Source organism: Phenylobacterium sp., from assembly GCF_036263695.1.
GTDB lineage: Bacteria > Pseudomonadota > Alphaproteobacteria > Caulobacterales > Caulobacteraceae > Phenylobacterium.
This window is the reverse complement of record NZ_DATAGM010000203.1, coordinates 1-12,385: the sequence shown is the minus strand read 5'-3', so window position 1 is coordinate 12,385 and position 12,385 is coordinate 1. Positions and strand designations below refer to the sequence as shown.

The window sequence follows — 12,385 nt, the reverse complement described above, 5'->3', positions numbered from 1 at the left end:
AACGGCTGGTTCGGCGGCTTCCTGCCCCCCACGGCCTTCGCCATGGTGGCGGCCAGCGGCAACATCTACTTCGGGCTCTGGTACCCGATCACGGTCGCCGCGGTGACGCTGGTGGTGGGCCTGCTCTTCCTGAAGGAGATGCGGGGGGCCGAGATCGAGGCTTAGCGCCTGCGACCGTCGTTTGGCCGGTTCACGTCATACGGCTCGTCGTATCCTCGGCGCGAGGAGAAGAAGGCGAGCCACATCAGCCCGCCGGTCAGGGCGGCCACCGCCAGAGCCCCCGCGACCATCCACGGCAGCACCGGACCGAGATTCTCGAAGGCGTCGCCGGCCACCAGCAGCCACACCAGACAAGCGCCGAGCACGGCCAGTCCGGCGTAGGTGACGATCAGGGTGACGTGGCTCCTCACCCCTGAAAAATGCGGCGGAGCGCGAGGATGTTCCGCGTGGGCTCAGGCCGCCAGGGCCGTCTCCAGGCTGTCTTCCCACTTGCCAAGGCTGGCCAGGGCGTTCATCCGCGCCCGGTGGGTGAAGGCCCGCTGGGCGGCGGCGACGTTCTCGGGACGGCCGGCCCAGGCCTTCTGCGGCGCGGCCTGCAGGGCCCGGCCGTAGGAGAAGGTCATCTTCCAGGGGAAGCCGCCGATCCGGTTCATGGCGTTGAGGTGGGCCGTGGCCTCCTCGTCGCTCTGACCCCCGGACAGATAGGCGATGCCGGGAACTGCCGACGGCACGGTGGCCTTCAGCGCCGCGATAGTTCGGTGAGCGCACTCGTCGACGGTGGCGGTGGATTGACACTTCTTCCCGCAGACCACCATGTTCGGCTTCAGCACGATGCCCTCCAGGGCCACGCGCTGCTCGAACAGCTCCTGGAACACGGTCTGCAGCACAAAGCGGGTGACCTCGTCGCAGCGGGCGATGTCGTGGGAGCCGTCCATCAGCACTTCCGGCTCGACGATCGGCACGATCTGCGCCTCCTGGCAGATGCGGGCGTAGCGGGCGAGCGCATGGGCGTTGGCCTTCACCGCCCCAGCCGTGGGGATGCCGCTTCCGATGTCGATCACGGCCCGCCACTTCGCGAAGCGCGCGCCGCGCTCGAAGTCCTTCGCCAGCCGCTCGGGCAGGCCGTCCAGGCCCTCGGTGATGGTCTCGTCGGGGAAGCCGGGCAGGGGCTTGGTCCCCTTGTCGACCTTGATGCCCGGCACGGCGCCGGCGTCGGCGATCAGCTTCACCAGGGGCGTGCCGTCGGCGGCGTCCTGGTAGAGGGTCTCCTCGTAGAGGATGACGCCGGAGATGTAGTCCCGCATCGCCTCGGTCGAGCGGAACAGCAGCTCGCGGTAGTCGCGCCGGTTGGTCTCGGTGGACTCCACGCCGATGGCGTCGAACCGCTTCTTGATGGTGCCCGAGCTCTCGTCCGCCGCCAGGATGCCCTTGCCGGGCGTGACCATCTTCTCAGCGATGTCGTTCAGCGCCGCGAGGTTCATCGTCTCCACTCCCTGCACCGGCCGGCGCCGCGTGGCCCCGACCGGGCCCGCGGCGCTCGGTCAACTCTCTCTACTCGGCGGCCTCCAGAGCACGGGCCGCGCCGATCCTAGGGGCCAGTTCGCCGGAGGCGTAGCGCTTGGCCATCTGGCTCATCGGAATCGGCTTGATCTTGCTGGCCCAGCCGGCGGTGCCGAATTCCTCGAACCGCTGGCGGCAGACCGCGCGCATGGCCTCCATGGCCGGCTTCAGATACTTGCGCGGATCGAACTCGCCGGGATTCTCGGCGAACACCTTGCGGATCGCGCCAGTCATCGCCATGCGGTTGTCGGTGTCGATGTTGATCTTGCGCACGCCGTGCTTGATGCCGCGCTGGATCTCCTCCACCGGCACGCCCCAGGTCTGGGGCATCTCGCCGCCGTACTTGTTGATGATGTCCTGCAGCTCCTGCGGCACCGACGAGGAGCCGTGCATGACGAGGTGGGTGTTGGGCAGCCGGCGGTGGATCTCCTCGATCACGTTCATCGCCAGCACTTCGCCGTCGGGCTTGCGGGTGAACTTGTAGGCGCCGTGGCTGGTGCCCATGGCGATCGCCAGGGCGTCGACCTCGGTGGCCTTCACGAACTCCACGGCCTGGTCGGGGTCGGTGAGCAGCTGGTCGTGGCCGAGCTTGCCCTCGAAGCCGTGGCCGTCCTCCTTCTCGCCCATGCCGGTCTCGAGGCTGCCCAGCACGCCGAGCTCGCCCTCGACCGAGGCGCCGACCCAGTGGGCCATGTCCACCACGTTGCGGGTGACGCGGACGTTGTAGTCGTAGTCGGCGGGGGTCTTGGCGTCGGCCATCAGCGAGCCGTCCATCATCACCGAGGTGAAGCCGAACTGGATCGCGGTGGCGCAGGTGGCCTCGTTGTTCCCGTGGTCCTGGTGCATGCAGATCGGGATGTGCGGATACATCTCCGCCAGGGCGTCGATCAGGTGCTTCAGGACGATGTCGTTGGCGTACTGGCGAGCGCCCCGGCTGGCCTGGATGATGACCGGCGCGTCCACCGCGTCGGCGGCCTCGAGGATCGCGAGGCCCTGCTCCATGTTGTTGATGTTGAACGCCGGCACGCCGTAGCCGTACTCGGCGGCGTGATCGAGCAGTTGCCTAAGAGTAATTCGCGCCATCTCAGCCCTTCAATTCGACAGCGCCGCCACCCCGGGCAGCGTCTTGCCTTCCATCCATTCCAGAAACGCGCCCCCGGCTGTGGAGACGAAGGTGAAGTCGCCGCTCACGCCCGCCGCATTCAGGGCCGCCACGGTATCACCCCCGCCCGCCACGGCCACCAGCTTGCCGGATTTGGCGAGCTTGGCCGCGTGCTGTGCAGCTTCAACTGTCGCGCGGTCAAAGGGTTGCACCTCGAACACGCCGAGCGGCCCGTTCCAGACCAGCGTCGCCGCTTCGGACATGGCGTCGAGGATCTGGGCCAGGGTCTTGGGGCCGACGTCGAAGATCGTGTCGGCGGGGCCGAGCTGGCCCGGCGCCGACAGCTCGACCGTGCGGGTCGCCACGTCCGAGGCCAGCTTCTCGGCCACCACCGCGTCGGTCGGCAGGATGATGTGGCAGCCGGCGGCCTTGGCCTTGTCGAGGATCTGGCGGGCGGTGTCGGCCATCTCCTTCTCGCAGAGCGAGCCGCCGATCTGGTAGCCCTGGGCGAAGCGGAAGGTGTTGGCCATGCCGCCGCCGATCGCCAGGTACTGCAGCTTGCCGACAAGGTTGTTGAGCAGGTCGAGCTTGGTCGAGACCTTGGCCCCGCCGACAATGCCCATCACCGGCCGCTTCGGGCTGCCCAGCGCCATTTCGAGCGCCTCGAGCTCGCGGCGCATCTGCTCGCCCGCATAGGCCGGCAGAAGGCGGGCGATGCCCTCCGTCGAGGCGTGCGCCCGGTGGGCGGCCGAGAAGGCGTCGTTGACGTAGAGGTCGCCGTTGGCGGCGAGGGCCTGGGCGAACTCGCCGTCGTTCTTCTCCTCGCCCGCGTGGTAGCGGACGTTCTCCAGCAGGATGACGTCGCCGTCCTTCAACGCGCCGATAGCGCTCTTGGCCGGTTCGCCGACGCAGTCGTCGGCGAAGGCGACGGGCGCGCCGACCAGCTTGGCCAGCGGCTCGACCACGGGGCGCAGGCTCATCTCCGGCACCCGCTTGCCCTTCGGCCGGTCGAAGTGGGCCAGCAGCACCACCTTGGCCCCGCCGTTGCGCAGCTTCTCGATGGTCGGTAGCGCGGCGCGCAGGCGCGTGTCGTCGGTTACCCGCCCGCCCTCCATCGGCACGTTGAAGTCCACGCGCACCAGGGCGCGTTTGCCGGCCAGGTCGGCCTGATCGAGCGTCTTGAACCCCACGCGCCTACCTCCCGCCGCTCGTCCCGGCGAACGCCGGGAGCCAGAGGGACTCGGTGCGCGAGGAAGGCTCAGCCTGGGTTCCGGCTTTCGCCGGGGTGAGCGGAGAAAGAACCGGAAGCATCGAGGGTCAGATCAGCTTGGCCATGGCCACGGCGGTGTCGCTCATCCGCGTGGCGAAGCCCCACTCGTTGTCGTACCAGGACAGCACCCGGGCCAGCTGGCCTTCGATGACCTGGGTCTGAGGCAGGGCGGCGGTCGAAGAGGCCGAGATGTGGTTGAGGTCCGAGGAGACCAGCGGGTCTTCGCTGGTGACCAGGATGCCGCGCAGCGCGTTGGAGGCGGCGGCGGCCTTCAGGGCCTCGTTGATCTCGTCCTTGGTGACCGAGCGTCCAGGCACGAACTTCAGGTCGACGACCGAGACGTTTGGGGTCGGCACGCGGATCGCCGAGCCGTCCAGCTTCCCCTTCAGCTCCGGCAGCACCAGGCCCACGGCCTTGGCCGCGCCGGTCGAGGTCGGGATCATGGAAAGGGCCGCCGCGCGGGCGCGGTAGAGGTCCTTGTGCATGGTGTCGAGGGTCGGCTGGTCGCCGGTGTAGGCATGGATGGTGGTCATGTAGCCGCGCTCGATGCCGCACAGCTCGTGGACCACCTTGGCGATCGGGGCCAGGCAGTTGGTGGTGCAGGAGGCGTTGGAGACCACCAGGTCTTCGGCCGTCAGGGTGTCATGGTTGACGCCGTAGACGATGGTCTGGTCGGCCTCGTCGCACGGCGCGGAGACCAGCACCCGCTTAGCGCCGGCGTCCAGGTGGGCCTTGGCCTTTTCCTTGGAGGTGAAGAGGCCGGTGCACTCCAGGGCGATGTCGACGCCCAGCTCCTTGTGGGGCAGCTCGGCCGGGTTGCGGATGGCGGTCACCTTGATCGGCCCGCGGCCCACGTCGATGGTGTCGCCGTTGACCGTGACGGTCCCGGGGAAGCGGCCGTGCACCGAGTCGTAGCGCAGCAGGTGGGCGTTGGTCTCGACCGGCCCCAGGTCGTTGATGGCCACCACCTCGATGTCCGTGCGCGCGTGCTCGATGATCGAGCGAAGGACCAACCGGCCGATCCGGCCGAAGCCGTTGATGGCGACGCGTACAGGCATCGAAATCTCCTCGAGTGACAAACGGGCCGGGGGAGCGGCCTAGTCCAGTGATTTTGCGGGCGGTTCTTGAGGGCGGGGGCCGATGAGTCAACCCCGCGCGCCCCCTTCCACGCTCAAGCTGCGGGAGAAACGGCGAAGGCGCCGCTTGGTTGCGGCGATTTTCCCGCAGGCGGGGCCTGGACGTGATAGGTTGTGTCTGAGGCAAGGGCCGGTCGCCGGCCGCCTCCGAAAGGACCCGCCGCGCTGGCGGATCCACGACCCCGGAAAGGGGATCTCAAATGGTCAGGAACCTACGCGCCGCGCCCCCGGCTCGTCCGATGAGCGAGCCACGAGGGCTGCGGCCGTTCAATCCCAGCGGCTACGAAATCCTCGATGGCCGGCTGGCCTCGCACGGCGAGCTCGTCATCTGGTCCAACCGCAAGCCGGTTCCGGAACTCGGCGACGAGTTCACCGTCGCGCCCCGCGGCGCCCTGATAGACGTCGCGGTCGCCGACATCACCCTGGTCGACGGAGGCTGGGTGGCGAGTTGCCGCCTGGCCGGCCCGGCGGTCGCCACCCCTCCCGCAAAGGCATCAACATGAACCGTCCGAACCCCAGCGCCCCGTCGCGCAACGGCCCGCTCGACCCCCGCTCGACCCGCTCGTCCAACAGCCGCCCGGCGCCGACCCTCAACGACCGCCGCAGCACCAGCGGCCCGCGCTAGCGGCCGTTACCTCGCCGCCACCTGCCGGCTGGCCAGCGCTTCCTTCAGGCCCGGGGCGAACTCGGCGCCGTGGGGGACCTGAATCGTCGAGCCGGTGAACGCGTCCTTGTAGGGCTCGGCGCGGCCGCCCAGGCACTTGGCGAGGAAGTTCTCCGCCGTGGCGTTGAAGGCGATGTTGTTCTCCGGCCGGGCGAAGCCGTGGCCCTCGTCGGGGAACAGCACGTAGGTCACCGGGATGTTCTTGGCCTGCATGGCCTGGACGATCTGGTCGGACTCGGCCTGCTTCACCCGCGGATCGTTGGCGCCTTGGCCGATCAGCAGCGGCCGCTTGATGGCGTGCGCATGGGTCAGCGGCGAGCGCTCCTTCAGCAGCGCCTGGCCTTCGGGCGTTGAGAGGTCGCCGACCCGCTTGGCGAAGGTGCTGCGCGCCGCCTCCCAGTAGGGCGGGATCGTGGAGAGCAGGGTGTTGAGGTTCGACGGCCCCACGATGTCGACCCCGCAGGCGAAGGTCTCCGGCGTGAAGGTCAGCCCGGCCAGGGTGGCGTAGCCGCCGTAGGAGCCGCCCATGATGGCGACCTTGTCCTTGGGCGTGACGCCGCTCTTCACCGCCCAGTCGACGGCGTCGATCAGGTCGTCGTGCATCTTGCGGCCCCACTCGCGGTCGCCGGCGTTGATGAACGCCTTCCCGAAGCCGGTGGAGCCGCGGAAGTTCGGCGACAGCACCGCATAGCCCCGGTTCGCCAGCCACTGGTGCATCGAGTGGTAGCCGTAGACATCGCGGCCCCACGGGCCGCCGTGGACGAACAGCACCATGGGCACGGGCTTTTCGGGCCGCCCGTCCCCGTCCTTGTCGCTGCCCGGCGGCAAGGTCAGGTAGGAAACCTGCGTGAGGCCGTCCCGCGTCTTGATTTCGATCGGGTGCATCGCCGCCAGGGGCGCGCCCTCCAGGGCCGGCCGGGTGACATAGAGCTTGGTGAGCTTCTTCGCCTTGCGGTCGTACAGGTAGGCGGCCGAGGGCGAGGTCACCGGATCGACGCCCACGGTCCACAGCGCATCGTCGTCGGTCCGCGAGGTGATCGAGAGCTCGCCTTTCAGCTGCGACTTCAGGAATTCGAGGTCGGCCTTCACCGCCGGATCCGTCGGCGTCCACTCGGTCTTGAAGTAGTTGAAGGCGTAGGCCAGCACCTTGCCGGTCTCGTGGTGCAGCAGGGCCCCGCCGATGTCCGACTTGGCGTTCTCGGCGATCAGCGTCTTCTTACCAGTCGCGACGTCCTCGGCGATGAGGGCGGCGGTGTTGCGGCCGCGGGAGTCCATCCAGTAGCGGACCTTCCCGTCGGGCGTGTAGCCGGCCGGCTGGGTGGTCTCGGAGTCCTCGAAGGGGATGGTCTCGTAGGGCGTGGCGGCGACCTTGCCGTTCTCCACCTTGTAGAGGTCCATGCCCCCGTCCGGCCGCGCCTTGATGGCGGAGCGGACGTTGAGCTGCTGATCGACGCTGAAGCTGGCGAAGCCGTCGTTCTGCAGCACGGGCGTCAGCTTGCCCGTGGCCAGGTCAAGGCTGTGAACGTCGTGCCAGCGCGGGTCGCGGTTGTTGAGGCCCACCAGGATGCGGTCCTTCACCAGCCGGCTGCGGCCGATGATCTGGGCGCGCGTCTTCTCGAAGGGCGTGAGGGTCTTCTGGGCGGCGGTCGCCACGTCCACGCCGTAGAGAAGGAAGTTTTCGTCCCCGCCCTTGTCGGTGATGAACAGGATCTGTTTCGAATCCGGGCTCCACCAGTAGCCGGCGATGGGCCGCACCTTCTCGGCGGTCATCGGTCGGGCCTTGGCTGGATCGTTCACCGGCGCCACCCAGACGTTGCGCACCCCATCGCGCGGGGCGATCCAGGCCAGCCATTTGCCGTCGGGGCTGATCTGCCCGCCGGTCTTCTCCGGATTGCCGAAGAACTTGGTCCGCTCGATGAGCGGGGCCTGGGTCTGCGCCGGCGCGGCGAGTGGGGCGAGCAGGGCGAGGGCGGCGGCGGCCGCGGCCGCGAGCAGCTGGATGCGCATGGAGGTCCTCCCGATGGGGCGACCTTACCGCGTTATGCGAGCGCGCAAACTTACGGTTGCGTCATATGCGCAAAGACCTCTCCGTCCGCGAAGCGGGGGAGAGGTCTATGAGCTGACCGGCCGCACCAGGCTCGCTGCGGCCCGCGCGCGGACCAGCGCCTCGTCCGTGTCATGGCCCCTGGCCAGCGCCACGCCCATGCGGCGGCGGGCGAAGGCCTCGGGCTTGCCGAACAGGCGGATGTCGGCGCCGGGGATGGAGAGCGCCTCGGCGACGCCTTCGTAGGCGACGCCTCTGGCCTCCAGGCCGCCGTAGATCACCGCGCTGGCGCCGGGCTCGCGCTGCGTCACATCCACCGGCAGGCCGAGGATGGCCCGGGCGTGCAGCGCGAACTCGCTCTGGTATTGAGAGACGAGGGTGACCAAGCCGGTGTCGTGGGGCCTCGGACTGACCTCCGAGAACCAGACCTCGTCGCCCTTCACGAACAGCTCGACGCCGAAGATGCCGTGCCCGCCCAGGGCCTCGGTCACCAGGCCGGCGATCTGCTCAGCGCTCGCCTGCGCCGCGGCGCTCATCGCCTGCGGCTGCCAGCTCTCCACATAGTCGCCCTTCACCTGTCGGTGGCCGATCGGCGCGCAGAAGCTGGTCGCGGTCGCCCCGTTGGCCATCCGCGAGCGGACGGTCAGCTGGGTGATCTCGTAGTCGAAATCGATGCGGCCCTCGACGATGACCCGCGGCTGCTCGACCCGGCCGCCCTCCAGCGCGTAGCGCCAGGCGTCGGCGATCTGGTCCGGCCGCTCCACATAGGACTGGCCCTTCCCCGACGAGCTCATCACCGGCTTCACGAAGCAGGGGAAGCCGACCTGTTCGGCGCCCCTGGCCAGCTCCGCCTCGGACGAGGCGAAGGCGTACGGGCTGGTGGGTAGCTTCAGTTCTTCGGCGGCGAGCCTTCGGATGCCCTCGCGGTTCATGGTCAGCTGGGCCGCGCGGGCGGTAGGGATCACCGTCGCCAGCCCCTCGGCCTCGATGCGCACCAGCTCGTCCGTGGCGATGGCCTCGATCTCGGGCACGATCAGGTGCGGCCGCTCGGCCTCGACCACAGCCCGCAGGGCCACCGCGTCCGTCATTGCGATGACATGGCTCCGGTGCGCCACCTGCTGGGCCGGGGCGTTCTCGTAGCGGTCCACGGCGATCACCTCGCAGCCGAGCCGCTGCAGCTCGATGGCGACCTCCTTGCCGAGCTCGCCGGCGCCCAACAGCATCACCTTCACGGCCGAAGGGGAGAGGGGCGTGCCGAGCCGCATGGCGGTCAATCCTCGAGCCTGGCCTTGACCGCGTTGACCACGGCCTCAGGGGTGATCTCGAACTCCTTGTAGAGCCGCTCGTAGGGCGCGCTGGCGCCGAAGCCGCGCATGCCGACGAACACCCCGTCGGGGCCGATGAACCGGTCCCAGCCGAAGCGGGCGGCGGCCTCGACGGCGACCTTCACCTCGGTCTCGCCGATCACGGCGGCCTTGTAGCGGTCGGTCTGCTCCTCGAAGAGCTCCCAGCAGGGGGTGGAGACCACCCGCGTGCCGATCCCCTCGGCTTCGAGCTTCTCGCGGGCGGCCAGCGCGATCGGCACCTCGGTGCCCGAGGCGAAGATGGTCACCCGGGCAGGACCGGTGGCGGCCTTCAGCTGGTAGGCGCCGTGGGCCGACAGGTTCTCGCCGATGGCCTCGGTGCGCACCGGCGCGGTCTTCTGGCGCGACAGAGCCAGGATCGAGGGGCTGCGCTGCAGACGAAGGGCGGCCTTCCAGCACTCGGCGGTCTCCACCAGGTCGGCCGGGCGGAAGACGTAGAGGTTGGGCATGGCGCGCAGGGCGGCCAGGTGCTCGATCGGCTGGTGGGTCGGCCCGTCTTCGCCCAGGCCGATGGAGTCGTGGGTGCCCACGTGGATCACCCTAACGCCCATCAGCGCGGCCAGCCGAATGGCCGGGCGGCTGTAGTCGCTGAACACCAGGAAGGTGCCGCCGTAGGGGATGATCCCGCCGTGCAGGGCCATACCGTTCATCGCCGCGGCCATGCCGTGCTCACGGATGCCGTAGTTGATGTAGCGGCCGGCGTAGTCCGGGGCGTCGAAGATCTCGGTGTTCTTGACGAAGGTGTTGTTGGAGCCGGTCAGGTCGGCCGAGCCGCCGACCAGCTCGGGGATCGCCGTGAACAGCGCCTCGAGGGCCGAGCCGGAGTGCTGGCGGGTGGCGGCGGCGGGCTTGTCGGCCACGGCCTTCTCGATCAGCGCGTCCAGCGCCTCGAAGGCGTGCTCGGGCAGTTCGCCCTTCATGGCCCGCTCGAACTCCGCCCGGTGCGGCGAGGCGGCCAGCTTCTGCTCCCATTCCCGGCGCAGTTTGCCGCCGCGGCGGCCCGCGGCGCGCCAGGGGCGGTAGACCTCGTCCGGCACCACGAACTGCTCGTGGGGCCAGCCCAGGTTGTCGCGGGTCGCCGCCACCTCGGCCTTGCCCAAGGCCTTGCCGTGGGTGTCGTGGTGGCCCTCCATGTTCTTGGAGCCCTTGCCGATCTTGGTGCGGCAGGCGATCAGCGTCGGCTGGCGCTGGCGAGTGGCCCAGATCAGCGCCCGGCGGATCTGGGGAATGTCATGGCCGTCGATCCGCTTCACCGCCCAGCCGGCGGCCTTGAAGCGGGCCAGTTGGTCTCCGGTCTCCGACAGGTCCAGCGGTCCATCGATGGTGATGTTGTTGTCGTCCCAGAGGACGGTCAGCTTGGAGAGCTTCAGCCGGCCGGCCAGGTGGATGGCCTCGTGGCTGACGCCCTCCATCAGGTCGCCGTCTGAGGCGATCACCCAGGTGCGGTGGTCGACCAGGTCCTCGCCGAAGCGGGCCGCCAGCTTGCGCTCGGCGATGGCCATGCCGACGCTGGTGGCGATGCCCTGGCCAAGCGGGCCGGTGGTGGTCTCGACGCCGGGCGTGTGTCCCCATTCCGGGTGGCCGGGGGTGCGCGAGCCGAACTGACGGAAGGCCTGCAGCTCGTCCATCGACACGCCCTTGACGCCGGTCAGGTGAAGCAGCGCGTAGATCAGCATCGAGCCGTGGCCGGCCGAGAGCACGAACCGGTCGCGGTCGGCCCAGTCGGGCTTGGTGGCGTCGTACTTCAGGAACCGGGTCCACAGCACGGCCGCGACATCGGCCATGCCCATGGGCATCCCCGGGTGGCCGGAGTTGGCCTGCTCGACGGCGTCCATGGCGAGGACCCGGATGGCGTCGGCCATGGTCTTCAAGTCTTGCGGCATTGGCGGCTGTCTTCGAGTCGTTAACTTTTCGGGGCGGCGGGCGCGCCGTCGCACGGGCGCGGCCTAGGGTCAAGGCGGCGGCCGGCCGCTGCGCGGTTTGGAGCGTCCGCGAACATGACTTCAAATGCCGGCGCGGCGCAGTCTATAGATGGGGCTGCACCATTGACGGAGGCGGGATGAACGCTCAGCCCGGCGGCGACAGCGCGCTAGACCTCGCGATCCGGCGCCTGGAACGCGCCGTCGCCGTGCTCGAACAGCGGCTGGCGGACCGGGTGGCCCGGGCGGGCGCCGAGGCCGGCGGCCTGTTCGACCAGGACCGCGCCAAGCTTGCCGCCGAACTCGACCAGGCCAGAGCCCGTGAGCGCGAGCTCGAGGAGGCCGGGGCCGCCGCCTCCGCCGCCCTCGGCCAGGCCATCGCTCAGATCAAGGCGACCCTGGGCCAGGACGCCGCCCGCGCCGCCGAGGAGGCGTAGAAATGGCCCAGGTGACCATCGAGGTGAACGGCCGGCCCTACACCGTCGGCTGCGAGGACGGGCAGGAGGGGCATCTTCGCGAACTCGCCAAGGTGTTCGACGGCCAGGTCCGCCAGGTCAGCAAGGACCTCGGCCAGCTCGGCGACACCCGCCTGTTCCTGCTCGGCGCCCTGCTGATGGCCGACGAGCTGTTCGAGATGCGCGGCCGCCTCGCCGCCCTGCAGGGTGAAGTCGCCCGCCTCCAGAACGACCTGGCCCGCACCGAGACCAAGAGCGTCGCGGCCCTGGACGCGGCGGCCCAGCGGATCGAGAAGCTGGCGAACGGCTAGTCCGATCTCTAAAGCCCCGGCTCCGCTTGTGGCGCCGTCCCCCACGCCCTACCTTACGAGCCGGCGGGTCTGCTGCGGCTCGCGTCGAAGGCGACATATCCCAGCGACCTTAATTCACTCAAAGGGAGCTGTCCCTGCCCCGGACCGTGGTCTTGGGCACACGGCGCCCACCTGGTCTAACCAGGTCGAGGGGATGAAACAGTCCTTCACGGCTCACGCGGCGCCGCCACCCATTTCCCTGCTATAGGGCCCCGATGCCGGGGCCCTCCGACAAGACCGAGCTTCGCCGGCGCATGCGCGCCCAGCGCCTGAGGCTGGCGCGCGAGCGGCCCGACGGCGCCGAGTTGGCCGCAGCACAGCTGCCGGCCGAGGCGCTGCCGCGCTTCGCCGTGGTCAGCGGCTATCACGCCATGGGCACGGAGCTCGATCCCCTGCCGGTGCTGCTTCGGTTCGCCCTGGCCGGCGCGCGGCTCGCGCTGCCCGTGGCGGAAGACCGTGACGCCCCGCTCGTCTTCCGGGCCTGGTCGCCAGGAGATCTGCAGGTCCCGGACGCATTCGGC

At 69.6% G+C, this 12,385-nt stretch carries 13 protein-coding genes, 1 other RNA gene and 1 pseudogene; 7 read left to right on the top strand and 8 right to left on the bottom strand.

Features of this window, described 5'->3' with window-relative positions:
• Positions 1-165 (top strand): hypothetical protein (locus tag VHK87_RS08245; protein ID WP_329634420.1); only part of this gene is annotated, 165 nt, incomplete at its 5' end.
• Here the strand turns inward: VHK87_RS08245 and VHK87_RS08240 are convergent.
• From VHK87_RS08240 to gap, 5 genes are all read right to left on the bottom strand, one after another.
• Positions 162-410, bottom strand: a complete 249-nt coding sequence (locus tag VHK87_RS08240) for a hypothetical protein (RefSeq protein ID WP_329634419.1) — start codon at positions 408-410, stop codon at positions 162-164. The two genes, VHK87_RS08245 and VHK87_RS08240, sit on opposite strands and share 4 nt — an antisense overlap.
• Before the next feature lie 42 nt (positions 411-452).
• Entirely contained in the window at positions 453-1,481 is a 1,029-nt protein-coding gene (locus VHK87_RS08235; protein ID WP_329634418.1) for a class I fructose-bisphosphate aldolase, read from the bottom strand.
• A 70-nt stretch (positions 1,482-1,551) separates the two neighbouring features.
• The gene (fba, locus tag VHK87_RS08230) at positions 1,552-2,643 is read right to left on the bottom strand and encodes a class II fructose-bisphosphate aldolase (RefSeq protein WP_329634417.1); all 1,092 of its coding nucleotides are present in this window, start codon (positions 2,641-2,643) and stop codon (positions 1,552-1,554) included.
• A 9-nt stretch (positions 2,644-2,652) separates the two neighbouring features.
• Complete coding sequence (locus VHK87_RS08225; protein WP_329634416.1) at positions 2,653-3,852, bottom strand: phosphoglycerate kinase; 1,200 nt, start codon at positions 3,850-3,852, stop codon at positions 2,653-2,655.
• 127 nt (positions 3,853-3,979) lie between these two features.
• Complete coding sequence (gene gap / locus VHK87_RS08220; RefSeq protein WP_329634415.1) at positions 3,980-4,990, bottom strand: type I glyceraldehyde-3-phosphate dehydrogenase; 1,011 nt, start codon at positions 4,988-4,990, stop codon at positions 3,980-3,982.
• Between the two features lie 317 nt (positions 4,991-5,307).
• Here gap and VHK87_RS08215 point away from each other — a divergent pair, with 317 nt between their 5' ends.
• Positions 5,308-5,571, top strand: a complete 264-nt coding sequence (locus VHK87_RS08215) for a hypothetical protein (RefSeq protein WP_329634414.1) — start codon at positions 5,308-5,310, stop codon at positions 5,569-5,571.
• Positions 5,568-5,693, top strand: a complete 126-nt coding sequence (locus VHK87_RS08210) for a hypothetical protein (RefSeq protein ID WP_329634413.1) — start codon at positions 5,568-5,570, stop codon at positions 5,691-5,693. The genes VHK87_RS08215 and VHK87_RS08210 overlap by 4 nt, the downstream gene beginning before the upstream one ends.
• Positions 5,694-5,699: 6 nt before the next feature.
• Here the strand turns inward: VHK87_RS08210 and VHK87_RS08205 are convergent, their stop codons facing one another.
• From VHK87_RS08205 to tkt, 3 genes are all read right to left on the bottom strand, one after another.
• Positions 5,700-7,739, bottom strand: coding sequence for a S9 family peptidase (locus VHK87_RS08205; protein ID WP_329634412.1), 2,040 nt, complete (start codon positions 7,737-7,739; stop codon positions 5,700-5,702).
• A gap of 105 nt (positions 7,740-7,844) precedes the next feature.
• Complete coding sequence (purT, locus tag VHK87_RS08200; RefSeq protein ID WP_329634411.1) at positions 7,845-9,041, bottom strand: formate-dependent phosphoribosylglycinamide formyltransferase; 1,197 nt, start codon at positions 9,039-9,041, stop codon at positions 7,845-7,847.
• A 5-nt stretch (positions 9,042-9,046) separates the two neighbouring features.
• A complete protein-coding gene (gene tkt, locus VHK87_RS08195; protein ID WP_329634410.1) occupies positions 9,047-11,023 on the bottom strand; it encodes a transketolase in 1,977 nt (658 codons plus the stop codon).
• 176 nt (positions 11,024-11,199) lie between these two features.
• Between tkt and VHK87_RS08190 the strand changes: the two genes are divergently transcribed.
• The 4 genes and pseudogenes from VHK87_RS08190 to VHK87_RS08175 all read left to right on the top strand — a co-directional run.
• Positions 11,200-11,496: a DUF4164 family protein gene (locus VHK87_RS08190; RefSeq protein ID WP_329634409.1), complete on the top strand. Its 297-nt coding sequence runs from the start codon at positions 11,200-11,202 to the stop codon at positions 11,494-11,496.
• Positions 11,497-11,498: 2 nt separating this feature from the next.
• Positions 11,499-11,825 carry a cell division protein ZapA gene (locus VHK87_RS08185; protein ID WP_329634408.1) on the top strand — a complete coding sequence of 109 codons (327 nt, stop codon included), beginning with the start codon at positions 11,499-11,501 and terminating at the stop codon, positions 11,823-11,825.
• A gap of 66 nt (positions 11,826-11,891) precedes the next feature.
• A non-coding RNA gene (gene ssrS / locus VHK87_RS08180) (6S RNA) lies at positions 11,892-12,053 on the top strand.
• A 26-nt stretch (positions 12,054-12,079) separates the two neighbouring features.
• A pseudogene (locus VHK87_RS08175) lies at positions 12,080-12,385 on the top strand (5-formyltetrahydrofolate cyclo-ligase); the annotation flags it as partial.

Excerpts from the sequence above, each read along its gene's own strand:
- VHK87_RS08205 (WP_329634412.1), bottom strand. The coding sequence starts at position 7,739 with ATGCGCATCCAGCTGCTCGCGGCCGCGGCCGCCGCCGCCCTCGCCCTG.
- VHK87_RS08185 (WP_329634408.1), top strand. The coding sequence starts at position 11,499 with ATGGCCCAGGTGACCATCGAGGTGAACGGCCGGCCCTACACCGTCGGC.
- VHK87_RS08210 (WP_329634413.1), top strand. The coding sequence starts at position 5,568 with ATGAACCGTCCGAACCCCAGCGCCCCGTCGCGCAACGGCCCGCTCGAC.
- VHK87_RS08190 (WP_329634409.1), top strand. The coding sequence starts at position 11,200 with ATGAACGCTCAGCCCGGCGGCGACAGCGCGCTAGACCTCGCGATCCGG.
- purT (WP_329634411.1), bottom strand. The coding sequence starts at position 9,041 with ATGCGGCTCGGCACGCCCCTCTCCCCTTCGGCCGTGAAGGTGATGCTG.
- tkt (WP_329634410.1), bottom strand. The coding sequence starts at position 11,023 with ATGCCGCAAGACTTGAAGACCATGGCCGACGCCATCCGGGTCCTCGCC.
- VHK87_RS08235 (WP_329634418.1), bottom strand. The coding sequence starts at position 1,481 with ATGAACCTCGCGGCGCTGAACGACATCGCTGAGAAGATGGTCACGCCC.
- gap (WP_329634415.1), bottom strand. The coding sequence starts at position 4,990 with ATGCCTGTACGCGTCGCCATCAACGGCTTCGGCCGGATCGGCCGGTTG.
- VHK87_RS08215 (WP_329634414.1), top strand. The coding sequence starts at position 5,308 with ATGAGCGAGCCACGAGGGCTGCGGCCGTTCAATCCCAGCGGCTACGAA.
- fba (WP_329634417.1), bottom strand. The coding sequence starts at position 2,643 with ATGGCGCGAATTACTCTTAGGCAACTGCTCGATCACGCCGCCGAGTAC.